This is a genomic window from Pseudomonas sp. F-14 TE3482, assembly GCF_053629455.1.
Genome location: NZ_JBRJII010000001.1, coordinates 6518765 through 6542094, shown reverse-complemented (window position 1 = coordinate 6542094; position 23330 = coordinate 6518765). Strand labels below are relative to the sequence as shown.

The 23330-nt window shown below is 59.7% G+C and carries 22 protein-coding genes; 16 read left to right on the top strand and 6 right to left on the bottom strand.

The features are described 5' to 3' along the window. The 5 genes from AB7M26_RS29835 to AB7M26_RS29815 all read left to right on the top strand — a co-directional run. On the top strand, window positions 1-680 hold a 680-nt coding region (locus AB7M26_RS29835), incomplete at its 5' end, for a TetR/AcrR family transcriptional regulator (RefSeq protein WP_454238994.1). Between the two features lie 158 nt (window positions 681-838). Further along, complete coding sequence (locus tag AB7M26_RS29830) at window positions 839-1393, top strand: hypothetical protein (RefSeq protein WP_123498103.1); 555 nt, start codon at window positions 839-841, stop codon at window positions 1391-1393. Between the two features lie 36 nt (window positions 1394-1429). Then, window positions 1430-2707 (top strand): flavohemoglobin expression-modulating QEGLA motif protein, encoded by a 1278-nt coding sequence (locus AB7M26_RS29825; RefSeq protein ID WP_123498105.1) that lies wholly within the window; start codon window positions 1430-1432, stop codon window positions 2705-2707. Between the two features lie 162 nt (window positions 2708-2869). Then, a complete protein-coding gene (locus AB7M26_RS29820; RefSeq protein WP_123498107.1) occupies window positions 2870-3784 on the top strand; it encodes an alpha/beta hydrolase in 915 nt (304 codons plus the stop codon). Continuing rightward, window positions 3781-4110 (top strand): hypothetical protein, encoded by a 330-nt coding sequence (locus AB7M26_RS29815; protein ID WP_429387401.1) that lies wholly within the window; start codon window positions 3781-3783, stop codon window positions 4108-4110. Before AB7M26_RS29820 ends, AB7M26_RS29815 begins: the two co-directional genes overlap by 4 nt. Window positions 4111-4157: 47 nt before the next feature. On the opposite strand, the gene AB7M26_RS29810 is transcribed toward AB7M26_RS29815, so the two are convergent. The 4 genes from AB7M26_RS29810 to AB7M26_RS29795 form a co-directional block, all read right to left on the bottom strand. Then, a complete protein-coding gene (locus AB7M26_RS29810; RefSeq protein ID WP_429377985.1) occupies window positions 4158-5501 on the bottom strand; it encodes a Kelch repeat-containing protein in 1344 nt (447 codons plus the stop codon). Between the two features lie 163 nt (window positions 5502-5664). Beyond that, window positions 5665-6453 (bottom strand): OmpA family protein, encoded by a 789-nt coding sequence (locus tag AB7M26_RS29805; protein WP_429377983.1) that lies wholly within the window; start codon window positions 6451-6453, stop codon window positions 5665-5667. A gap of 56 nt (window positions 6454-6509) precedes the next feature. Further along, entirely contained in the window at window positions 6510-6923 is a 414-nt protein-coding gene (locus tag AB7M26_RS29800) for a DUF4398 domain-containing protein (RefSeq protein WP_429387396.1), read from the bottom strand. 376 nt (window positions 6924-7299) lie between these two features. After that, window positions 7300-7644 carry a hypothetical protein gene (locus tag AB7M26_RS29795; RefSeq protein ID WP_007897668.1) on the bottom strand — a complete coding sequence of 115 codons (345 nt, stop codon included), beginning with the start codon at window positions 7642-7644 and terminating at the stop codon, window positions 7300-7302. A 235-nt stretch (window positions 7645-7879) separates the two neighbouring features. Here AB7M26_RS29795 and ppc point away from each other — a divergent pair, with 235 nt between their 5' ends. The 7 genes from ppc (at window position 7880) to AB7M26_RS29760 (ending at window position 15163) form a co-directional block, all read left to right on the top strand. After that, entirely contained in the window at window positions 7880-10510 is a 2631-nt protein-coding gene (gene ppc, locus AB7M26_RS29790) for a phosphoenolpyruvate carboxylase (protein WP_063342620.1), read from the top strand. 290 nt (window positions 10511-10800) lie between these two features. Next, window positions 10801-11448: an adenylate kinase gene (gene adk, locus AB7M26_RS29785; protein WP_123498116.1), complete on the top strand. Its 648-nt coding sequence runs from the start codon at window positions 10801-10803 to the stop codon at window positions 11446-11448. A gap of 93 nt (window positions 11449-11541) precedes the next feature. Continuing rightward, complete coding sequence (tsaB, locus tag AB7M26_RS29780; RefSeq protein WP_429377978.1) at window positions 11542-12216, top strand: tRNA (adenosine(37)-N6)-threonylcarbamoyltransferase complex dimerization subunit type 1 TsaB; 675 nt, start codon at window positions 11542-11544, stop codon at window positions 12214-12216. Window positions 12217-12448: 232 nt separating this feature from the next. Then, window positions 12449-12754 (top strand): hypothetical protein, encoded by a 306-nt coding sequence (locus AB7M26_RS29775; protein ID WP_007940187.1) that lies wholly within the window; start codon window positions 12449-12451, stop codon window positions 12752-12754. Next, window positions 12751-13611 carry a DUF72 domain-containing protein gene (locus tag AB7M26_RS29770; protein ID WP_429388976.1) on the top strand — a complete coding sequence of 287 codons (861 nt, stop codon included), beginning with the start codon at window positions 12751-12753 and terminating at the stop codon, window positions 13609-13611. The genes AB7M26_RS29775 and AB7M26_RS29770 overlap by 4 nt, the downstream gene beginning before the upstream one ends. Window positions 13612-13643: 32 nt before the next feature. Next, entirely contained in the window at window positions 13644-14465 is an 822-nt protein-coding gene (locus tag AB7M26_RS29765; RefSeq protein ID WP_429387391.1) for an isocitrate lyase/PEP mutase family protein, read from the top strand. A gap of 2 nt (window positions 14466-14467) precedes the next feature. Then, window positions 14468-15163, top strand: a complete 696-nt coding sequence (locus AB7M26_RS29760; RefSeq protein ID WP_429387388.1) for an extensin-like domain-containing protein — start codon at window positions 14468-14470, stop codon at window positions 15161-15163. A 4-nt stretch (window positions 15164-15167) separates the two neighbouring features. Here AB7M26_RS29760 and AB7M26_RS29755 read toward each other — a convergent pair whose 3' ends face one another. Continuing rightward, window positions 15168-15788 carry an energy transducer TonB gene (locus tag AB7M26_RS29755; RefSeq protein WP_429387385.1) on the bottom strand — a complete coding sequence of 207 codons (621 nt, stop codon included), beginning with the start codon at window positions 15786-15788 and terminating at the stop codon, window positions 15168-15170. Window positions 15789-15881: 93 nt separating this feature from the next. Here AB7M26_RS29755 and AB7M26_RS29750 point away from each other — a divergent pair, with 93 nt between their 5' ends. Then, a complete protein-coding gene (locus AB7M26_RS29750; RefSeq protein ID WP_123498125.1) occupies window positions 15882-16664 on the top strand; it encodes a class I SAM-dependent methyltransferase in 783 nt (260 codons plus the stop codon). 132 nt (window positions 16665-16796) lie between these two features. Here AB7M26_RS29750 and AB7M26_RS29745 read toward each other — a convergent pair whose 3' ends face one another. Next, the gene (locus AB7M26_RS29745; protein ID WP_123498127.1) at window positions 16797-17441 is read right to left on the bottom strand and encodes a TetR/AcrR family transcriptional regulator; all 645 of its coding nucleotides are present in this window, start codon (window positions 17439-17441) and stop codon (window positions 16797-16799) included. 93 nt (window positions 17442-17534) lie between these two features. On the opposite strand from AB7M26_RS29745, the gene AB7M26_RS29740 reads away from it, so the two are divergent. The 3 genes from AB7M26_RS29740 (at window position 17535) to AB7M26_RS29730 (ending at window position 23235) form a co-directional block, all read left to right on the top strand. Next, window positions 17535-18635: an efflux RND transporter periplasmic adaptor subunit gene (locus AB7M26_RS29740; protein WP_123498129.1), complete on the top strand. Its 1101-nt coding sequence runs from the start codon at window positions 17535-17537 to the stop codon at window positions 18633-18635. Window positions 18636-18641: 6 nt separating this feature from the next. Beyond that, window positions 18642-21713 (top strand): efflux RND transporter permease subunit, encoded by a 3072-nt coding sequence (locus AB7M26_RS29735; RefSeq protein ID WP_429387381.1) that lies wholly within the window; start codon window positions 18642-18644, stop codon window positions 21711-21713. A gap of 175 nt (window positions 21714-21888) precedes the next feature. Next, window positions 21889-23235, top strand: a complete 1347-nt coding sequence (locus AB7M26_RS29730) for a Fic family protein (protein WP_429387378.1) — start codon at window positions 21889-21891, stop codon at window positions 23233-23235. Window positions 23236-23330: the final 95 nt, after the last annotated feature.

The following is a 23330-nucleotide window of genomic DNA, read 5'->3' as shown; positions in this document are numbered from 1 at the left end:
TCGCCACTGCGGTCGCTGAAAGTGTTCAGTACCAGGGCCGCAAGGCCAGCCGACAGGGCAGCGAACAGCGTCGACAGGACATTCTCGACGCAGCGATGCGCATTGTCGTGCGTGATGGCGTGCGGGCCGTACGGCACCGTGCGGTGGCCGCTGAAGCGGGTGTGCCGCTGTCGGCCACGACGTACTATTTCAAAGACATCGATGACCTGCTCACCGATACCTTCGCCCAATACGTGGAACGCAGCGCGGCGTTCATGGCCCGGTTGTGGGCCAGCAACGAAGGCCTGTTGCGCGAGATGGTTGTCAGCGGCGATGGCACCCCCGAGTCCCGCTCACAGCTGGCGGACGATATCGCCCGGCTGATGGCTGACTATGTTCATCGGCAATTGATCAATCGCCGCGAGCACTTGATGGCCGAGCAAGCCTTCCGCCAGGAAGCCTTGCTCAACCCGCGTCTGGCGTTGTTGGTACGTTCCCATCAGCAAATTCTCCTGCAGGGCACCTGCCAGCTTTTCGAAGTATTGGGTTCCCGTGAGCCACAACAGGATGCCAAAGTGTTGACGGCGATTATCGGACGGATGGAATATCAGGGCCTGCTCAACGACGCCGAGCCTGTGGCCGAAGAGGAAATGCTCGGCATCCTCAACCGCTACATGCATTTGGTGCTGGCGTCGGTGTAAATCCCGCAGGACAACTCGACCCTGTAGGAGCGAGGCTTGCCCGCGAAGGCGGTATAACATTCAACATATGTGTTGACTGACACAACGCCTTCGCGGGCAAGCCTCGCTCCCACAGGTTCGGTGACCATTTGGGGCCGTGTGTTCATAGGGAGTGTTGAATGAAAGCCTGGCGCGTCGTTGTGATCGCCTTGTCGATCCTGCTGCTCAGTGGCTGTCTGGTGACCTTCAAGGAGCCGCTGCCCGCCAGCGAGCCCGCGCCCAAAGGATTGCTCGGCAAGTGGACCAGCACCAATGCCTGGGGCGAGCCGATGAACCTGGAGCTGACACGCATCGGCGACAATCGCTATCAGGCGGTCAGCTACTTCAAGGCCAAGCCCCATGAGCGTGAAGCCTATCCCTTCACCGTGTCGCGCCATGGCAATCGCTGGTACCTGTCGGCGAAGGTGCCGGCGCAGTTCGGCGGGAACTTCACCATCACCGGTTTCGAGCTTAACGATAAGCACGAACTGGTGGTCTACAACCTCGACCTCGAGCAGATCAAACAGGCCATGGGCCAAGAAGCCCTCAGTGGCCAAGGCTTCCGGACCGACGACGGCGACGGGGTGTTGATCAACAACAGCCTGGATCAGGTGTTCGCCTACCTCGATGACCCGGCCAATTCCGATGTTTTCGTCGAAGCGGTGCGTTATCAGCGCCTGGCCAAAACCAAATAAATCCAGCACGTAACGGTTTTACTACAGGAGTTTCGGGTGGACGAATACCAGCAGACGATACGCATTTTGTCCGATCGCATAGTGCTGGCGCAGACGCCGATTCGCGTTCTGGATGCGGTCAAGTGGGACGACAGCATTCGCAAGGGGTTCTTCAAAGGCAAGGGCAAGGAAATGCCGGCCGTGGACCGCGACTACTACCTCAATCGACCGCTGGCATTTGACTCCAGCAAAGTGAAGCTGGAATTCCAGAACATCGAGCGCGACATCACCCGCCAGCTCGGCCAGTTCAACCCGGTCGGCCAGATCATGCGCCGCATGTGCAAGGAATACCGGATGGTGGTGCGCATGCTTGAAGCGCGCGGCACCGAAGATTTCGGGCTGATTTCCCAGGAATTGTATGGCGCGGCGTCCGATGCGTTTCACGCTGGCGACCCGACCTTGGCCGATCTGGGCCTGATGCTCTCCGATTACCTGAACAACATCGATGGCCGTGGCGACCTCAAGGACGAACCGAAACTTCTCACCGCCAAGGAAGCCGTCGACCTGCTGCAACACCGACTGAACCGGGTGTTTGGCGAGAACGAAGAAACCATTCGGGTGTTCGAGTCCGACGGGATCGTTGCCGATGCGGCGGCCGGCGCCGACTATATCAAGATCCGCGCCGACGCGATGTTCAACGACCGCGACGTGCGTGCACTGGAAGTCCACGAAGGGCTGGTGCATGTGGGCACCACGCTCAACGGCCTGAATCAGCCGATCTGCACCTTCCTGTCCAAAGGCCCGCCGTCATCCACCGTGACCCAGGAAGGCCTGGCGATCCTGATGGAAATCATCACCTTCGCCTCCTACCCGAGCCGCCTGCGCAAACTGACCAACCGCACCCGTGCCATTCATATGGTGGAGGAGGGCGCGGACTTCTTGCAGATCTACGATTTCTTCTGTGAGCAAGGCTTCGAAATGGCCGAAAGCTACGGCAACGCCAGCCGGGTTTTCCGCGGCTCGGTGCCGACTGGTCTGCCATTTACCAAAGACTTGTCCTACCTCAAGGGCTTTATCATGGTTTACAACTACATTCAGTTGGCCGTGCGTAAAGGCAAATTGGAGCAGATACCGCTATTGTTTTGCGGCAAGACCACGCTGGAAGACATGCGAACCTTGCGCCAATTGGTGGACGAAGGCCTGGTGGTGCCGCCCAAGTACCTGCCCGACCAATTCCGCGACATGAACGCGCTATCGGCCTGGATGTGCTTCTCCAACTTCCTCAACCACCTGAGCCTGGACCGGATCGAAGCGGATTATTCCAATATCCTGTGAGCAACGAATCCCCCTGTGGGAGCGGGCTTGCCCGCGATGGCGGCTTAACATTCAGCATTCATGTTGCCTGTGACATCGCTATCGCGGGCAAGCCCGCTCCCACAGGTCAATTGATTGCCACAGGATACTGTTCCAACCCCATTTTTCGCGAGGCTTCACCGGATGAGAATCCTCGGCATCTTTTGCCTGCTCCTGACCCTCGGCGGTTGCGACTCTCTGCTGTTCTACCCCGAGCCCGGCCAGCCGTTCACCCCGGCAAAAGCCAAACTCGAATTTCGCGACGTCACCCTGGTCACCGCTGACGGCCTCAAGCTGCATGGCTGGTGGCTGCCGGCGAAAAAAGGTGTCGAGGTCAAAGGCACGGTGCTGCATTTGCACGGCAACGGCGGCAACCTGGCGTGGCATTTGGGTGGGAGCTGGTGGTTGCCGGAGCAGGGCTATCAAGTGTTGCTGGTGGACTATCGTGGGTACGGTTGGTCCGAAGGTAAACCGGCGTTGCCGGCGATTTATCAGGACATCGATGCCGCGTTCAAATGGCTCGACCGGGCCCCGGAGGTCAAGGGTAAACCGCTGATCCTTCTCGGTCAGAGCCTTGGCGGTTCGATGGCCGTGCATTTCCTGGCCCAGCATCCCGAGCGCCAGCGGCAACTCAAGGCTTTCGTACTCGATGGCGTGCCTGCCAGTTACCGTGATGTCGGGCGTTTCGCCTTGAGTACGTCGTGGATGACCTGGCCGTTCCAGGTGCCGTTGTCCTGGTTGGTGCCGGACGGCGACAGTGCGATCCATTCCATGACGCAACTCAACGGCGTACCGAAACTGATCTATCACAGTATCGATGATCAGTTGGTGCCCCTTTCCAACGGCATCCGACTGTATCAAGCTGCGCCGCCGCCGCGAGTGCTGCAACTGACCCGGGGCGGTCATGTGCAAACCTTCGCCGACCCGGTCTGGCGAAAGGTCATGCTGCGCTACCTCGAAGACCCGCAGCATTTCGACGGCCTGCGCCGCCTGGGTGAGATCCCCAATTACCCGGCACCCCCGAATTCTGAAGATGAACCACCAGAGAGTCCGCAATGAGTGAAGAACGTAACGCCATCCCGCTGATCATCACCGGTATTTGCAGCATCCTCGGCACCGTTGGCGCCCTGTGGTGGTACGGCTACCTGCACTTCGCCAAACCCGAAGATGCGCTACTGCTCAGCGACTTCACCATGCTCAAGACCGTGCCGGGCGAAGACTACAAGGTCTCCCTGGAACCGGCCCCGCAAGTGGCCCAGTGCATCGATGGCGTGCTGGTGCTGTTCGACACCGAACAGAAAGGCCTGACCGGCGTGCTGATCAACAACAAGAAAAAGGCCGTGCGCTGCATGGGCGAGGAAACGCCGCAGAAGCTCAAACCGTAACCCAGTTAAAACGGTGGGAGGGCTCGCCCCTCCCACCCACCCGGCTCTCATGAGTTAGCGACGGTGAATACAATCGTGATCGTCCACTTTTCGGATATGCCCGCTTGTACAGCATGCATTCCTTCTTTCATGTCTTGCCCGGCGGTAACGGACCAGTTCCCTTGCCCGTCAGTTCGAGTGGCATCGAGAAGTTTGTCGGTGACAGCGTCAATCACGACCACGGGCGCGTTTGGATACAGGGAAATACCCGAATAGGTCGGACGGAGACCGGTTGTTGAATTCGCTTTCGGCGTTCTCATAAAAAATGGGCTGAATACAAGAGCCTGGTTTGTAGTAGGGATCGTATACCCACCTGCAACGAGTACCGAACCGTCGTGTAACAAAGCCGCCGATGGCGACGAGGGAACCTTGGGGAAAAAGGGAATGTCTGTAATTCGTTCGGCCTGTTCTGTTACCGGGTCAAAGAGTTCTGCAACAGGAAGAGTGTAGATAGGGTCGTAGGCGCCTACGACGAACAGAATTTTTCCATTTTTTAATTGCACCGAGCTTGTGGTGGTGTTGCCGGTCAGCGTGGGGATGAGCCGCCACTCGCCCGTCGCAGGGTTGTAGATTTCCGCCTCGCTTTCGCCACCGGCAGACATTCCCCCCGCAACCATGACATCGCCATTGGGTAATAGAAAAGCGGAGCAACCGATGCGGCGGTGATGCATTGGGGCAATGGATGTCCAGTTGCCGGTAGTTCGGTCCAGAATTTCAGCCGTGTTGGTCCGGGTGAAATTTTTGCCCTGGCCACCGGCTACCAAGACGTTGCCATCCTCCATACGGATCATCGCAAACAAGTTGCGGCCTTCGTTCATATCGTTGATCCGAGTCCACTCTGCGGTTTCTGGATCGTAGATTTCCACTGCCTCGAATAGCCGAGGATCACCACTCTCTGCTATGCCTCCTGCGAGCATTACTTTTCCATCAGACAGTGAAATGGCAGTGGGTGACAGGCCATGTGAAAAATTCAAAGCTCCGGTGAGCCTCCAGGCTTGAGTTTGCGGGTCGTAAATTTCTGACTCGAGCAGATCGGTGCCCGCGGCTACCAATACTGTCCCATTGGGCAACAAGGCCGCTTGTGCTCCAGAACGGGCGTGGTTCATGTCAGCGACTTGCTTCCAGGATCCATGGACCGGATCATATATTTCCGCCGACTTGAGTTTGATCGTTGGCTCGTGCAGCGTTTGATAAATACCCCCAGCGGCCAGTGCTGTTCCATCCTGCAGAGGCGTTAATGTGGAGAGATAGCGGCCCTCGTTCATGGGCCTGTTGTGGGACCATACGGGAGTGCCAGGCTTTTGATTCGGTGCTGGCAACGTCGAGTTTTGCGATTCACTTTCCTGAGACATTGTGTATCCCCTGAGTGTCATTGTGACCTTCAGGTATATAAGTCCCTCGATCCAACGCCAGCTACTGTCAGAAATACCAGTTGCGACGAGCGGTGCCTCGTGAAAACAAAAAAGCCCCGTCTGATCAATTCAGGCGGGGCTTTTGCGTTACCGCAGGTTCAATTTAGTTCGAGCTGATCGCCGAACGCGGTACGACAGGCTGGTTGTCATTGGAAATGGTCACTTCCACCCGACGGTTCATCGCACGGCCCGAGACGCTGGAGTTCTCCGCAACCGGGTATTCCTTGCCATAACCCTGGGCCACGATGCGCGCCGGGTCGACACCCATCTTGATCAGGGCCACTTGCACCGAGGTCGCACGACGCTCGGACAGCGACTGGTTGTACGACGCCGCGCCAGTGCTGTCGGTGTAGCCTTCGACAATCACTTTACGGTCCGGGTTTTCCTGAAGGAACTGCGCCAGTTTGTTGATATTCACCAAACCGTTGGACTTCAGGTCCGCCTTGTTGGTGGCGAACAGCACATCACCAAACGTCACCAGCGTGCCGCGATCGGTCTGTTTGGCGTTCAGACTGTCCTGCAGCTGTTTGATCTGCTGATCGCGGGCATCCAGACGAGCCTGGGCCCGTTGTGCTGCGGCATTTTTCAGGTTGTTTTCAGCGGTGCGCAGGGCGATGGTCTGCTTGGCCACTTCAACGCGCTGATTGGTCAGGTAAGCCAGTTGATCGACCTTGGCCTGGTCTTCCCTATCCAGGTAAGCCTTGTCGGCCTTGTCCAGGTATTCGCTGGCGTCTTTGGTTTCCAGCGCTGCGACTTTGCTGGCTTGCGGGTTGGCTTGCAGGCCGGTGTAGTTGGTGCGGGCTTGCTCCAGGTTCGCGTTGGGCGGTGTGGAGCAGGCAGCCAGTGCAACACTTGCGGCCAGGAGGGCGGGGATCATCAATTGTTTGCGCATAATAGTTCGTCCTTTCTATCGATAAGTGTTTCAGGTCTGAAAATCGGGATGGGCGCTTACTGCACGGTGCGCTGACTTTCCTGACGCAGTTCCTGAACACCTTTCTGGGAATCCTTCACAGCTTGTTCGGCTTTCATCGCCTGGGCCTTGCGCTCGGCGACGCGGGCGTCCCACTCGGCTTGCTCGGCCAGCATTCTGGCTTCGTCATACTTCTTGTCGTGCATGGCGATTTCGGCCTGTTTGAGCTTGTCCTGAGCGGCTTTCATTTCCACGGCGGCGAATTCGGTACCACCGGCGCTGACAGCGCTGTTCACAGCCGATTGGGTGACGGCGTATTGCTCGCTCGGCGGGTTACCGGCGCAACCGGCCAGAACGAAGCTGCTGCCGATGGCCAGGGCCGCCAGTTTGAGACCGCGCAGAGGGGTGAACGAGGATGGGGCAGTGCTGGTCTTCATGGTCTTCAACTCCATTGGATAACTCCTGAAAAACATCTGAATCCATCCTGGGCAAGGAGCCGCAACCTACAATTTCCAGAGTGCTTTTTGAAACGGCCGTCCCAGGCGTGGTTACTGGGTGTGACCCGAGGCGTTTTTCAAAAGTTCAGAGAAGATGGCCTATCGCCCGAAAAAACTTTGACCGAGCGGACAAGGCTCTAAATCGGGAACTTTAGCGATGTGCGGTGGTATTCCCGACCGTTTCATGGCCCGGGAACATGCAATTATCGAAGGAATAGCAAGCCAGTGTGGGAGCGGGCTTGCTCGCGAAGAGGCCGTATCAGTTGAAATAAATGTTGCCTGACACGCCGCTTTCGCGGGCAAGCCCGCTCCCACAGGTTCGGCGGTAAATTCAGTGTTTCTGCTTGTCGTTATCGCCCGACAAATCATGCAAATGACGCCGGGACAAGGCGAGAAAACGCGGGGTCGGGCCGACGTCTTCGTACAGCGGATCACCTTCTTCATCGGTGGCCACCACCGTTGACCCTTTCACGTATGGAAAGCTCGCTTCGAGCTCTTCCAGGGCGGCGCCGATCAGCTCGCCGAGCAGTTCTTCGGGGTGCCGCTTGGGGTACATGTCGATAATCGCCGCCAGCCGCGCGGCGGCTTCCACGTCCAGATGAATCGCGTAGCCAGAGTCGGTCAGACGACCCTTGGCGTTTTCTTCCCAATGCTTGGCGAGCTCGCGGATTTTCATGATGACCTCATTGCGCACCTGCTCGTGGCAGGCCGGGTGAGTGTCCGGCGGTGGCCGGTGATACGCCGTTGTACGGCTTATGGTTGAGATTAGCTGCAATGCCCGGTGTTTGAAGTCCTTGGCGTCGTCTGCTTGTAAGAAGCGCTTTAGGACGGCACTCTCTTTAACAGAGCTTCTATTTCAACGTCTTTACTATCAAAGCATAGCCGCCCGGATTTTCGCTGGAGAACTGCTGATGACCGATATTGATGCACGCTTGCGCGAGGACGTTCACCTGTTGGGTGAGCTGTTGGGCAACACCATTCGTGAACAGTACGGGGACGACTTTCTCGACAAGATCGAGCAGATCCGCAAAGGCGCCAAGGCTGACCGTCGCGGTTCGATGGACGCCGAACTCAGCGCCAGCCTCAACCAGTTGAGCGAAGATGAGTTGCTGCCGGTGGCGCGAGCGTTCAACCAATTCCTCAACCTGGCCAATATCGCCGAGCAATATCAGCTGATTCATCGCCGTGAAGAATCGCAGCCTGCGCCGTTCGAGGCCCGGGTGTTACCGGAATTGCTCGCTCGCCTGCTGACCGCGGGCCATGACCCCGAGTCCCTGGCCCGGCAATTGGGCCGGCTGGAAATCGAGCTGGTATTGACGGCGCACCCCACCGAAGTGGCGCGTCGCACGCTGATCCAGAAGTACGACGCGATAGCCGCGCAACTGGCCGCACAAGACCATCGCGACCTGACTACCGCCGAGCGCGAGCAGATCAAAACGAAGTTGCAGCGCCTGATCGCCGAAGCCTGGCACACCGAAGAAATCCGCCGTACCCGCCCGACACCGGTGGACGAAGCCAAGTGGGGCTTCGCGGTGATCGAGCATTCGCTGTGGCAGGCGATTCCCAACTATTTGCGCAAGGCCGATCAGGCACTGCATGCCGCCACCGGCCTGCACCTGCCACTGGAAGCCGCACCGATTCGCTTTGCCTCATGGATGGGCGGCGACCGCGACGGCAACCCCAACGTCACCGCCGCGGTGACCCGCGAAGTGTTGCTGCTGGCGCGCTGGATGGCCGCCGATTTGTACCTGCGCGATGTTGATCACCTCGCCGCCGAGTTGTCGATGCAGCAGGCCAGCGACGAGTTGAAAGCCAAGGCCGGCGACAGCGCCGAGCCTTACCGCGCAGTGCTCAAACAATTGCGTGAACGCCTGCGCGCGACCCGTAATTGGGCCCACGCATCCCTGACGGCAAACACGCCAGCGTCGGCCGATGTGCTGCAAAACAATCGTGACCTGCTGGACCCGCTGGAGCTGTGCTACCACTCGCTGCATGAATGCGGCATGGGCGTCATCGCCGATGGCCCGTTGCTCGATTGCCTGCGTCGTGCGGTGACGTTCGGGCTGTTTCTGGTGCGCCTTGATGTGCGGCAGGACTCGTCGCGCCACACGGCGGCCATGACCGAAATCACCGATTACCTCGGCCTGGGCCGTTATGAGGACTGGAGCGAAGAGGAGCGCATTGCCTTCCTGATGCGCGAACTGAACAATCGCCGGCCATTGCTGCCGGCGTACTTCAAGCCGTCTGCCGACACTGCCGAAGTGCTGGCGACGTGCCGGGAAATCGCCGCGGCACCGGGGGCTTCCCTCGGCTCGTATGTGATTTCCATGGCCGGTGCCGCTTCCGACGTGCTGGCCGTGCAATTGCTGCTCAAAGAATCCGGCGTATTGCGGCCGATGCGCGTGGTGCCGCTGTTCGAAACCCTCGCCGACCTCGATAACGCCGGCCCGGTGATCGAAAAACTGTTGCTGCTGCCGGGCTATCGCTCGCGCCTGCAAGGGCCGCAGGAAGTGATGATCGGTTATTCCGACTCGGCCAAGGACGCCGGCACTACAGCGGCAGCCTGGGCGCAGTATCGGGCGCAGGAGCGTTTGGTCGACATCTGTCGCGAACAGCAAGTGGAGCTGCTGTTGTTCCACGGTCGCGGGGGCACCGTGGGCCGTGGTGGTGGCCCGGCGCACGCGGCGATTCTGTCGCAGCCGCCGGGGTCGGTGGCGGGGCGCTTCCGCACCACCGAGCAGGGGGAAATGATTCGTTTCAAATTCGGCCTGCCGGACATCGCCGAGCAAAACCTCAATCTGTACCTGGCGGCAGTGCTGGAGGCGACCTTGTTGCCACCGCCACCCCCTGAGCCTGCCTGGCGCCATTTGATGGACGAATTGGCCGCCGACGGCGTCAAGGCTTACCGCGCTGTGGTGCGGGAGAATCCGCAGTTCGTCGAGTATTTCCGCCAGTCCACCCCCGAGCAGGAGTTGGGGCGTTTGCCGTTGGGCAGCCGTCCGGCCAAGCGCCGCGCTGGCGGCATCGAAAGCCTGCGCGCCATTCCGTGGATCTTCGGCTGGACCCAGACGCGCTTGATGTTACCGGCCTGGTTGGGCTGGGAAGCGGCATTGAGCAAGGCGCTGGAGCGCGGCGAGGGTGAGTTGCTGGGGCAGATGCGCGAGCAGTGGCCATTCTTCCGTACCCGTATCGATATGCTGGAAATGGTGCTGGCCAAGGCCGACGCCGACATCGCCCAGTCTTACGATGAGCGTCTGGTCGAGCCGGATCTGCTCCCTTTGGGTGCGCATTTACGCGACCTATTGTCGCAGGCCTGTGCAGTGGTCCTGGGGTTGACCGGTCAGTCGCAGCTACTGGCACATAGCCCAGCCACCCTCGAATTCATCCGTCTGCGCAACACTTACCTCGACCCACTGCATCTATTGCAAGCCGAACTGTTGGCACGTTCGCGGCAACAGGATGTGGCCCAAGGCAGCCCGGTAGAACAGGCGTTACTGGTGTCTGTGGCGGGGATTGCCGCCGGTTTGCGAAATACCGGCTAAGGTTTTCGTCGCGGGGAACAGGCACCCGGCGCGAGCGTCGAGTGCCTGTTGGCGAGCGCTCGAAAAGGTCTGTCACGCGACAGTTAATGATGGGGTTGCGACTTGGGTTACCCCTTCGCAGGGTCTCGTAAGGGGCGGGTTTCTCCGACTTTCGGCGGCTTGTGTGGGCAGGGCCTGCTGTGTATCTTGATCAGCCTTTGGCCGTTTGGGCGGTCGCGATCCTATTTTTGAGATTGGCCCCAAGAGGCGAATCTGACGTTATCTATATAAAAAATTGAGGAGCACATCTAATGCGCGTCATTCTGCTGGGAGCTCCCGGGGCCGGTAAAGGTACTCAGGCTAAGTTCATCACCGAGAAATTCGGCATTCCGCAAATCTCCACCGGCGACATGCTGCGTGCTGCGGTAAAAGCCGGTACCGAGCTGGGTGTTAAAGCCAAAGGCATCATGGATGCCGGTGGTCTGGTCTCTGACGATTTGATCATCGCCTTGGTCAAGGACCGTATCGCGCAGCCTGACTGTGCCAACGGTTTCCTGTTCGACGGTTTCCCGCGCACCATTCCGCAAGCTGAAGCGCTGGTAGAAGCGGGCGTGGAACTGGACAACGTGGTCGAAATCGCCGTCGATGACGAAGAAATCGTCCAGCGTATCGCCGGTCGCCGCGTTCACGAGGCCAGCGGCCGCGTGTACCACACCGTCTACAACCCGCCGAAAATCGCCGGCAAAGACGACATCACTGGCGAAGAGCTGGTGCAGCGCAAGGACGACACCGAAGAAACCGTGCGTCATCGCCTATCGGTCTACCACTCCCAGACCAAACCACTGGTGGAGTTCTACCAGGGGCTGGCCTCTGCTCAGGGCAAGCCGAAGTACAGCCACATCGAAGGTGTTGGCTCGGTTGAAGTGATCACCGGCAAGGTGCTTGAAGCACTGAGCTGAAAAGTCTGATCGGCTTCATCTTCTACGGCCCGCTTGCGGGCCGTAGTTGTTTATACTGGCGCACTTTTTCAGACCTCTCTTACGGAAACATCGATGAGCACCTTGCTGGCCCTGGACACCGCGACTGAAGCTTGCTCCGTTGCTTTGCTGCATGACGGCAAAGTCACGAGTCATTACGAGGTGATCCCGCGCCTGCATGCGCAGAAGCTGCTGCCGATGATCCAGCAACTGCTGGCCGATGCCGGGACCACGCTGCAAGCGGTCGATGCCATTGCGTTCGGCCGTGGTCCGGGCGCGTTCACCGGTGTGCGGATCGCCATCGGCGTGGTGCAGGGGTTGGCGTTTGCGCTGGATCGCCCGGTGTTGCCGGTCTCCAATCTCGCCGTACTTGCCCAGCGGGCCTATCGCGAACACGGCGTCAGCCAGGTCGCGGCGGCCATCGATGCGCGTATGGATGAGGTGTATTGGGGGTGCTACCGCGAAACGGCGGGGGAGATGCGGTTGGTGGGCAACGAAGCGGTACTGTCACCGGAAGCCGCTGCGTTGCCGGCCGATGCCAGCGGCGAGTGGTTCGGCGCAGGCACCGGTTGGGGGTATGCCGAGCGCATTGCCGTCAACCTGAGCGGGCAGGACGCGGGCATGCTGCCCCACGCCGAAGACCTGCTGACCCTGGCGCGCTTTGCCTGGGAACGCGGCGAAGCAATCGTGGCCGATGAGGCGCAGCCGGTGTATCTGCGCGATAAAGTCGCGACTCCGAAAGCGCGTTAATTTCCCCGACCGAGCGGGTCCAATCGCGGGCAAGCCCGCTCCCACAGGATCTCCGCTAACCCTGTGGGAGCGGGCTTGCCCGCGATGGCGGTCTACCTGCGTACGCCAATCGTCACTTTCTAACCTGCGCTTTTAAACCTTTTCGCTTTTCTGTGTTCTAGTTATCACTCGGCAGTTTGCGAAGTGGGCTATGTGCCACTAAGCTGCCATCATCGATACCGAGCATGCACTTATGCGTATAGACGGCGTTTCTTCTCAGTCCTACCCCATCAAGCGCAAGCCTCGCAAAGGCCATGTGTCCGAGGATGACTCCGTCGATATCGACGGCGAGCTGGAATTCCCTACCGAAGAGCAATTGGCCGCCCGCGCCGCCAAAGCTTCCGCACAACGCCTGAGCAATCTGCCCGCCCGCCAACAAGACATGATTTATCACCGCGCCATGAGCAAAAGTGTGGCGATGGCACTGGCCAGTTACCTGAGCACCGCCACTTTTGTCGATTGGGATGCGGATGTACTGGGTCTCGACCTGTACATCTGATGCTGCCTTACTACCTCGGCTGCCCGTCCTGGAGTGAAAACGCCTGGCGCGATTACTTGTATCCACAAGACGCCAGGCCCGCCGAGTTTCTCAATCTTTATGCTCAAGTGTTCAACGCCGTGGAAGGCAATACGACTTTCTACGCGAGCCCGTCTGCTGCCACTGTGCAGCGCTGGGCCGAGACCATGCCCGAACACTTTCGCTTCACCGCCAAGTTCCCCGGCGACATCAGCCATAGCGGTGACCTGCGTGAACAGCTGATCGCCGCCGAAACCTTCCTGCAATTGCTCAGCCCCCTGGGTGAACGGGTTTCTCCCCTCTGGCTGCAATTGTCCAAAAGCTTTACCCCGCAACGCTTGTCCGAGCTGGCCGGTTTTATTGACGCGGTGGATCGGCCCTTGGCGGTCGAAGTGCGACACGATGAGTTCTTCGCCAAGGGCGATGCCGAGCGGATGCTCAATCGCCTGTTGCTGGACCGTGGTGTCGAGCGTATCTGCCTTGATCCGCGAGCGCTGTTCAGCTGCACCTCGACCGATCCTTCGGTGCTCCACGCCCAATCGAAAAAGCCCAGGGTGCCGCCTCGTCCTGCAGCGTTCACTCAATTCCCACAGGTGCGTTTCATTGGCCATCCTGTGCTTGAAGCCAACGATCCATTCCTGGTGCCATGGGTCGAGAAAATCGCTGCCTGGATCGAAGAGGGCCGCACGCCCTATATCTTCCTGCACACCGCCGATAACCTGCTGGCGGCAAAACTCGCCCAACGTTTTCACGCACAACTGATGCTGCGTTTGCCTGGCTTGGCGCCGCTGCCTGAGCTATACAGAGAGCCCGCCGCCGAGCAACTTGGCTTGCTCTGAAGCGGATTCGTCCCCTTTTCAGGAGCCTGCCAATGGATGCGCAAACCCTTCGAGCCCAGGCGTTCAAAGCACTGCACGAACGCGAGGGCGCTTTTGTCATTCCCAACCCTTGGGACGCCGGCTCGGCGAAGATGCTCGCCAGCCTTGGCTTCGAGGCGCTGGCGACCACCAGTGCCGGTTACGCCTTTTCCCGGGGGCGTCCCGATGGTGGGTTGACGCTCGACGAGACCCTGGCGAACGTTGAAGCGATTGTCGCGGCCACTGATCTGCCGGTAGCGGTGGATCTCGAAAACGGTTTTGCCGACGCCCCCGCCGACTGCGCCAAAAGTATTGTGCGTGCGGCAAAGGCCGGTGCGGTCGGCGGTTCAATCGAAGATGCCACGGGGCGTGAGGACGGTCCGATCTACTGCTTCGAGCATGCCGTGGCGCGTATCGAAGCGGCTGTCGCGGCGTCTCGCAGTTTGCCTTTCCCCTTTATGCTGACGGCGCGCGCCGAGAACTTTCTGCACGGCAATCCTGACCTCGACGACACCATTCGCCGCTTGCAGGCATTCGCCGAGGCGGGGGCCGACGTGCTTTATGCACCGGGCTTGCGCAACGCTGAAGAAGTCTTGGCGGTGGTTCGTGCCGTGGCACCGAAACCGGTCAATGTGTTGATGTCCGGCGGGCTCAAGCTGACGGTCGAGCAGTTGAGTGAAATGGGCGTCAAGCGCATCAGCGTCGGTTCGGCCCTGGCCCTGGCCGCGTATGGCGAGTTCTTCCGCGCCGCCGAGGAAATCCAGCAACACGGGACCTTCGGTTTTACCTCCCGGTCGATGCCGTTCCAGAAGGCCAATCAATTGTTCAAAGGCTGACGATGCGGTTTCGGTGGGGGCTGTTGCTGGTGCTGTTGATCGTCGGCGCTGCCGGGTTGAGCGTCTGGCGCGGCTGGGTGTCCATTCCTGCGCAATGGAACCCGTGGGCGCCGCTGGACGTGAAGGCCGAACCGAACCTGCTGACTCGCTACAAACTGATGCGCCTGCGCGATGATCCGCAGTTATGCGACCAGGTCCTGAGCAGCTCAGGTTTGCGGGTGACCCGTCAGGCCGACAGCCCGGACGCGACTTGCCCGTTGACCAACACCTTGCGTGTGCAAGGTGGCGAGGCGGCGCTGAGCAGCAGTTTCCTCGCCAGTTGCAGCCTGGCGGTAGCGTTCGCCTTGTTCGAGCGCCACGCCCTGCAACCGGCGGCTCAGGCCGTCTACGGGCAGGCGGTGAAACGGGTCGACCATCTCGGCAGCTTCGCCTGTCGCAACGTCTACAACCGCGAAAACGGCAGACGCAGCCAGCATGCCACGGCCGATGCGCTGGATATCAGCGGATTCCGGCTGGCGGACGGCCGATCGATCAGCGTGCTCAGGGATTGGCCGAAGGATAATCAGGACGCGCGATTTCTGCGTCAGGTCCGCGACGGCGCCTGCGATATGTTCAGTGTGGTGTTGAGCCCGGACTACAACGCCGCCCATCGCAACCACTTTCATGTGGATGTCGGGCCGTGGTGGCGGTGCCGCTGAAGGATTATGCGGCGATGCGCAGGTTCTGCAGAACGATCGGGCGTGCCCAGCCGTTATCGAAATCCAATTGTTTCTGTTGTTCCACCAGCTCTTCGGGCGAGAAAGGCGGGAACGGTTTGTCCAGCAGCTCAAGTTCGAACTCGGCGATCGGCAAGCGTAGCGGACGCGGTTGCGGTGCGAGGCCAGGCTCTGGCAGCGCTTGACCGGCGGTGAGCACGATCGGGCGTACCCAGCCGCTTTCGAAGTCCTGTTGTTTCTGTTGCGCGACGATTTCTTCCGGAGGGAACGGCGGGGAAGGTTTGTCGGCCAGGTCCATTTCGAACTCGGCAATCGGCAGAAACAGTGGCTCTGGCGGGCGGACGGGTGTTTCGATCACATCGCATTCGCGCTGGGAAACGATGTGCGCCAGCAGCTCACTGCCAACGGTCGGTTCGACCGGGCTATCGAGATCAACCGGTGGAAAGTTGAGAGACTCCGGCACGACATCGCCCGACTGATCGGCCAGGGCCTGGGCAAAAAAATCCTGCCACAGGTGACTGACGCCGCTCAGTGCTTGGGAATTTCGCAGGCCAAAATCGCCGTGGGGCGAGATGTAACCTATCGATGTGCGTTGAATGTCTGACATTTCTCTCGGTCGACGCTCAGCTCTGGCAAAATGCTCGATAGTTTGGTTATCGGCCGTTTTTGCCGATCATTAATTTTTTGAGCGTGTTTTCCCATGATTGAGCAACCTGCGGCTTGCCGCATCCATGTCGAGGCCTTGGGCACGACCTTTCAGCCACAGGCCGAGCAATGGGCCGAGCGCCTGGGGTTGCCGTTGCAGGTGGATGACGGCGAGTTTGCCTTGCAGGTGGGCGAGCAGGGGTTGCAGCTGCAACAACTCGGGCCGGACGCACCGGGACCGGTGCGGGTGGATTTTGTCGAGGGCGGTGCGGCCCATCGTCGGTTGTACGGCGGTGGCAGCGGTCAGATGATTGCCAAGGCGGTCGGCATCGCCCAAGGCGTGCGTCCGCGCGTGCTGGACGCCACGGCCGGGCTGGGCAAGGATGCGTTCGTGCTGGCGAGCCTGGGCTGCGAGATGAGCCTGATCGAGCGCCAGCCGCTGATCGGCGCCTTGCTTGAAGATGGCCTGGCGCGCGGCGCGGAAGATTTCGACGTGGCACCGATCGTGGCGCGGATGCGTTTGCTCAAGGGCAACTCGATCGAGGTGATGCGCAACTGGGAAGGCGAGCCGCCGCAGGTGATCTACCTCGACCCGATGTTCCCCCATCGTGAGAAAACCGCGTTGGTGAAGAAGGAAATGCGCCTGTTCCGGCCGCTGGTCGGCGATGACCCGGATGCGCCAGCATTGCTTGAAGCGGCATTGGCCCTGGCCAGTCACCGGGTGGTGGTCAAGCGCCCGCGCAAGGCACCGTGCATCGACGGGCCGAAGCCGAGTCATGCGCTGGATGGCAAGTCCAGCCGATACGACATTTATCCGAAGAAAGCGCTCAAGGCTTAAGACCGTGTCGCCCTCATCGCGGGCAAGCCTCGCTCCCACAGGTTTTGTGTTGGGTACAATATCCGAGAACACCTCGGAACCTGTGGGAGCGGGCTTGCCCGCGATGGCGTCGGCCCAGACACTGCAAATCGATCAGACCGATTCCGGCCGATAAGCCCGCATAAACAACCCCACCACTTCCCGCACATGGGCTTCGGCCGCATCCCCGGTCACCGGCTCGCCGCAGCCATACAGCAACCGGAAATTTCCCGCCCCCTTGAGCAGGCAAAAGAAATGCTCGGCGGCATTGCGCGGTTTGTCGATACTCAATGCGCCGCTCTGATTGACCTTGTTCAGCAACCCCTCCATTCCGTGAAGTACGCGTTCTGGCCCGGCCTGGAAGAAAATCAGCGAGAGTTTCGGGTCTTGGCTACCCAGCGTCATCATCAGCCGATGCAGGTTCACCGACTCATCACTGTTGATCAGCTGATGAAAGCCGTGTGCGATGTTCAGCAGCACGGTTTCCACCGCGATGCCCTCCGGCAACTCAAAGAAAAGGGGCGGCAATTGCTCTTCGCACTTGGCGATGACGGCGGCGGAAAACAGCGTCTCCTTGTCGTTGAAATGACTGTAGACCGTCAGCTTCGACACGCCGGCTTCGGCCGCCACGGCATCCATGCTGGTGTTGGCGTATCCCTTGCTCAGAAACAGGATTTTTGCCGCATCGAGGATGGCCTGGCGCTTGGCCAGATCCTTGGGACGGCCCGGACCGCTGGGTATGGAAAGATTGTCAGACATTCTTCGCTTTAATACTGGACTGGTGAGTTTGCTATTAATAACATACTGGTCAGTATAATTATTCAAAGCACCATTAGCGAAAGGTCCTTTCCCATGTTCCGCTATGCCTTGCCCCTCGCATTGCCGGTCAGCCTGGCTTTTTTATTGTCTGCGTGCGGCCATGAAGAGGCGCCTCAAGTCACCGTCCGCCCGGCCATGGTCGTTCAGCCAGAGCCCTCGGCTCAGGCCATGGAGAGTTATCCCGGTGAAGTCCGTGCGCGCTATGAGCCTGATCTGGCCTTTCGCATTGGCGGCAAAGTCAGCCGACGACTGGTCGAGGAAGGCCAGCGGGTCAAGGCCGACCAGCCTCTGGCGGAACTCGATCCTCAGGACGTGCGCCTGCAACTGGAAGCCACCCGCGCCCAGGTCGCCGCCGCCGAAGCCAATCTGAACCTGGTGCGCGCCGAGCGCGATCGCTACAAGACCCTGATGGAGCGGCAGATGGTCAGCCGTTCGCAGTACGACAATGCGGAAAACCTCTACCGCTCCGGTGAAGCACGCCTCAAGCAAATCAAAGCCGAATTCAACGTCTCGACCAATCAGGCCAGTTACGCGGTGCTGCGCGCGCCGCAGGATGGGGTGGTGGCCAAGCGTGCGGTTGAAGTCGGGCAAGTGGTCGCGGCCGGGCAAACCGTGTTTACCCTCGCCACCGATGGTGAACGCGAAGTGTTGATCAGCCTGCCGGAGCAGAACTTCGGTCGTTTCAAGGTCGGCCAACCGGTCTCGGTGGAACTCTGGACGCAACCCGATCAACGTTTCCCCGGACGCATTCGTGAGTTGTCACCTGCGGCCGACCCGAAATCCCGTACCTTCGCCGCTCGCATTGCATTTACCGCCGGCAAGGTTCCCGCTGAACTGGGCCAGAGCGCCCGGGTGTTTATCCAGACCGCCGATGTGGTGTCGTTGTCGGTGCCGCTGTCGGCGGTCACCGCGGAAAACGGTGCCACTTATGTATGGGTGGTCGGTGCCAACAACACCTTGAAAAAAGCCCCGGTGCGGGTCGGTGCCTTCGGCGAGAAAACCGTGCCGGTGCTCGAAGGCCTGAACGCCAGTGACTGGGTAGTGGTGGCCGGTGTTCATGTGCTTCACGACGGGCAGCAAATACGCCCGGTGGATCGCTCCAACCGCGTGGTCAATCTGGCGCACAAGGAGTAATCCCCGATGGGTTTCAATCTTTCCGAATGGGCGCTGCGTAACCGCCAGATCGTACTGTTCCTGATGCTCTTGCTGGCCGTCGTCGGCGCGTTGTCCTACACCAAACTCGGCCAAAGCGAAGACCCGCCGTTTACCTTCAAGGCCATGGTGATTCGCACCAACTGGCCGGGGGCCACGGCCGAGGAAGTGTCGCGCCAGGTTACCGAGCGCATTGAAAAGAAACTGATGGAAACCGGCGAGTACGACCGGATTGCTTCTTTCTCCCGCCCGGGCGAATCCCAGGTCACGTTCATTGCTCGAGATTCGATGCACTCGGTGGAGATCCCGGAGCTCTGGTATCAGGCTCGCAAGAAGATCAGCGACATTCGCCACACTTTGCCGCCGGGCATCCAGGGGCCGTTCTTCAACGATGAATTCGGCACGACCTTCGGCAACATCTACGCCCTGACCGGCGAAGGTTTTGACTACGCGGTGCTCAAGGACTACGCCGACCGCGTCCAGATTCAGCTGCAACGGGTCAAGGATGTGGGCAAGGTCGACTTGCTCGGGCTGCAGGACGAGAAAATCTGGATCGAGCTCTCCAACGTCAAACTGGCCACCCTCGGATTGCCGTTGGCGACGGTGCAGCAGGCGCTTGAAGAGCAGAACGCGATGTCCAACGCAGGTTTCTTCGAAACCACCAGCGAGCGTTTGCAGCTACGGGTTTCGGGGAATTTTCAGACCGTCGACGAGATCAGGAACTTCCCGATCCGGGTCGGTGATCGCACGTTCCGCATCGGCGATGTGGCGAACGTTCGTCGTGGCTTCAACGATCCACCGGCGCCGCGCATGCGCTTCATGGCTGAAGACGCCATCGGCCTGGCGGTGGCCATGAAGAGCGGTGGCGACATTCTGATTCTGGGCAAGGCGCTGGAAGTCGAATTCGCCCGGATCCAGAAGAATCTTCCGGCTGGCATGCAGTTGCGCAAGGTGTCCGATCAACCCGCCGCGGTGAAAACCGGTGTCGGCGAGTTTGTTCAGGTGCTGGTGGAGGCGCTGGCGATTGTATTGCTGGTGAGCTTCTTCTCCCTCGGTGTGCGCACCGGCATGGTGGTGGCGCTGGCGATTCCGCTGGTGTTGGCGATGACCTTCGCCTGCATGTATTACCTTGGCATCGGCCTGCACAAGATTTCCCTCGGCGCGCTGGTGCTGGCGCTGGGGTTGCTGGTGGACGACGCGATCATCGCCGTGGAAATGATGGCGATCAAAATGGAGCAGGGCTTCGACCGGGTCAAAGCCGCCAGCTACGCCTGGACCAGCACTGCGTTCCCGATGCTCACCGGTACGTTGATCACCGCTGCCGGTTTCCTGCCGATTGCCACCGCGCAATCGGGCACCGGCGAATACACCCGCTCGATCTTCCAGGTGGTGACCATCGCGCTGTTGGCGTCGTGGGTTGCCGCCGTGGTCTTTGTGCCTTATCTGGGGGAAAAACTCCTGCCGGACCTGGCGAAAATTCACGCCGCCAAGCATGGCACTGGCGACGGTCAACCCGACCCTTATGGCACGCCGTTCTATCAGCGCGTCAGGCGTCTGGTGGAGTGGTGCGTGCGCCGACGAAAAACGGTGATCATGCTGACGGTCGTGATGTTCGTCGCCTCACTGGTATTGTTCCGTTTCGTGCCGCAACAGTTCTTCCCGGCTTCGGGGCGGCTGGAGTTGATGGTCGATCTGAAACTGGCCGAAGGGGCGTCTTTGAGCAACACCGCCGAGGAGGTCAAACGCCTCGAAGGCCTGCTCAAGGATCAGGCCGGGATCGACAACTACGTGGCTTACGTGGGCACCGGTTCGCCGCGTTTCTACCTGCCGCTGGATCAGCAACTTCCGGCTGCGAGCTTTGCGCAATTTGTCGTGCTGGCCAAAACCATCGAAGACCGCGAAACCCTGCGCACCTGGCTGATTGGAACCCTCAATGAACAATTCCCGGCCCTGCGTTCGCGGGTCACGCGGTTGGAGAATGGTCCTCCGGTTGGCTATCCGGTGCAGTTCCGGGTCACCGGTGAGCACATTGAGGAAGTCCGCGCATTGGCCCGTAAAGTCGCGGCCAAGGTTCGCGAGAATCCTCACGTGGTCAACGTGCATCTGGACTGGGAAGAGCCGAGCAAAGTCGTTTATCTGAACGTCGATCAGGACCGCGCACGGGCGCTGGGTGTGAGCACGGCGAACCTGTCGGGTTTCCTGCGCAGCTCGCTGACCGGTGCCAGCGTCAGCCAGTACCGCGAAGACAACGAGTTGATCGAGATCTTGCTGCGCGGCACGGTGCATGAGCGCACCGAGCTGGCGTTGCTGCCAAGCCTGGCCGTGCCGACCGACAACGGTCGCAGCGTGGCGCTGTCGCAGATCGCGACGCTGGAATACGGCTTCGAAGAAGGCATCATCTGGCACCGTAACCGCCTGCCCAACGTGACGGTTCGCGCCGACATCTACGGCAAGGAACAACCGGTATCACTGGTGCAGCAAATCATGCCGACCCTGGATCCGATTCGCGCCGAATTGCCGGACGGCTATTTGCTGGACGTCGGCGGTACGGTGGAAGACTCGGCCCGTGGGCAGAGCTCGGTGAATGCTGGCGTGCCGTTGTTCATTGTGGTGGTGCTGACGTTGCTGATGCTGCAACTGCGCAGTTTCTCACGCACGGTGATGGTGTTTCTGACGGCGCCACTGGGGCTGATCGGTGTGACGCTGTTTCTATTGGTGTTCCGCCAGCCATTTGGTTTTGTGGCGATGCTCGGGACCATCGCCTTGTCCGGGATGATCATGCGTAACTCGGTGATTCTGGTCGATCAGATTGAGCAGGACATCGCTGCCGGGCTTAAGCCTTGGCAGGCGATTATCGAGGCGACGGTGCGGCGGTTCCGACCGATTGTGCTGACGGCGTTGGCGGCGGTGCTGGCGATGATTCCATTGTCACGCAGTGTGTTTTTCGGGCCGATGGCGGTGGCGATCATGGGCGGGCTGATTGTGGCGACGGCGTTGACGTTGCTGTTTTTGCCGGCGTTGTATGCGGCTTGGTTCAGGGTCAAGCAAGAGCCGGTGTGATTGTTTGATCCTGGCGGCCTTCGGGCCGACCATGGTCACTCCATTGTAGGAGCGAGGCTTGCCCGCGAAGGCGGTCCAAGCTCCTACACATATTTCAGATCCGTCTGATATTGAGTCAACGTAGGTGCGCTGTTGTACTCAAGACTCAACTTCGTGAGTTTTTGAGACACCGATAATGAAAAAACCGCCCATGCTCAAGGGCAGATCCGACCCGGTGTTCGATCTGTTGGGGCAGTCGCCCCACAAGGAACGCCTCTCGGACTACCTCGCACTGCTCAAGCCGCTGGACGATCAGGGCCGCTACCTTCCTTTCGATGAGTTGCGCTACCGCTGGGCGCCTGGACTGGATGCGAACCTGTGCTGGGCCTTGGTCAAGAAAGCCCGGACCGCACAGTATTCCAGCATTTTGCCATTGGGCGAGCCCATTCAATGGGGCCAATTTGTGCTGACCCCATTGGCCCAGAAAGCTGTTTCGGCCGTCGATCGACAAGCGACGACGGCAGCGCTGGAATACATGACTGGCCAGATCGGCGAACGAGCGCATTTCAGCTATCTGCTCAACGATCTGATCGAAGACGAAGCCATCAGCAGCAGCCAGCTCGAAGGCGCGGCAACCACCACCCGGGTGGCCAAGGACATGCTCAAGCGCAAGCGCCTGCCGCGTACGCCGGATGAGAGGATGGTCATCGGTAACTACAAGATGATGAACTTCGCCTGGGAAAAGCGATATGAGCCCTTGAGCGTCGAGCTGATCGCGGCGATGCATCGTGTCGGCGTCGAAGGTATCGATGACCCGCAATATTCACCGGGTGCCTTCAGGGTCAACGATGACGTGGTGGTGCAGGATGGCGAAGGTAATACCGTGCATACGCCGCCTCCCGCAGCGGGGCTCGTGTCGCGATTGCAGGTGCTGTCGAAGTGGATCAACCAGTCTCACGACGATCCCGGTCAAGTGGATTACCTTCATCCATTGATCAAAGGAATCGCGCTGCATTTTGCACTGGGCTATGAGCATCCTTTTCGCGATGGCAACGGCCGGGTCGCACGGGCACTGTTTTACTGGTTCATGTTCAAGAATGACTTCTCGGCCTTTCGCTACATCGCGATCAGCTTGTTGCTGCGCAATGCGCCGGTGAAATACGGGCGCTCGTATCTGAATACCGAGGCCGATGATCTGGACCTGACCTACTTCATCGATTTCCAGTGTTCAGTCATCTCCCGGGCTGTCAGCGCTTTTACCGAGGCTTATCGAAAAAGCCTGGCCTATACCGAAAGCTTTGATCGATGGCTGCTGGAGTCTGGTTTTTTTGACCGATTGACCGAGAAACAGCGAGCCGTATACCAAGTGGCCAAGAGTGGTATGGCCAAGGAGTTCACGGCGGTCAATGTGAAGGAGAATCTGAACTGCTCTTACAACACCGCGTCAGCCACTCTGAATGGTTTGGTCGAGTTGATGGTGTTCGAGAAAAGGAGGATGGGGCGCGAGTGGGTGTTCTTCCTGCGGGCAGCGTCCGCGGTCTGATTCCCGGGGGCGTGAGATTGCTCGCGATGAGTCCGTGTCAGTCGACATACTGTGGCTGACACACCGCAATCGCGAGCAAGCTCGCTCCCACAGGA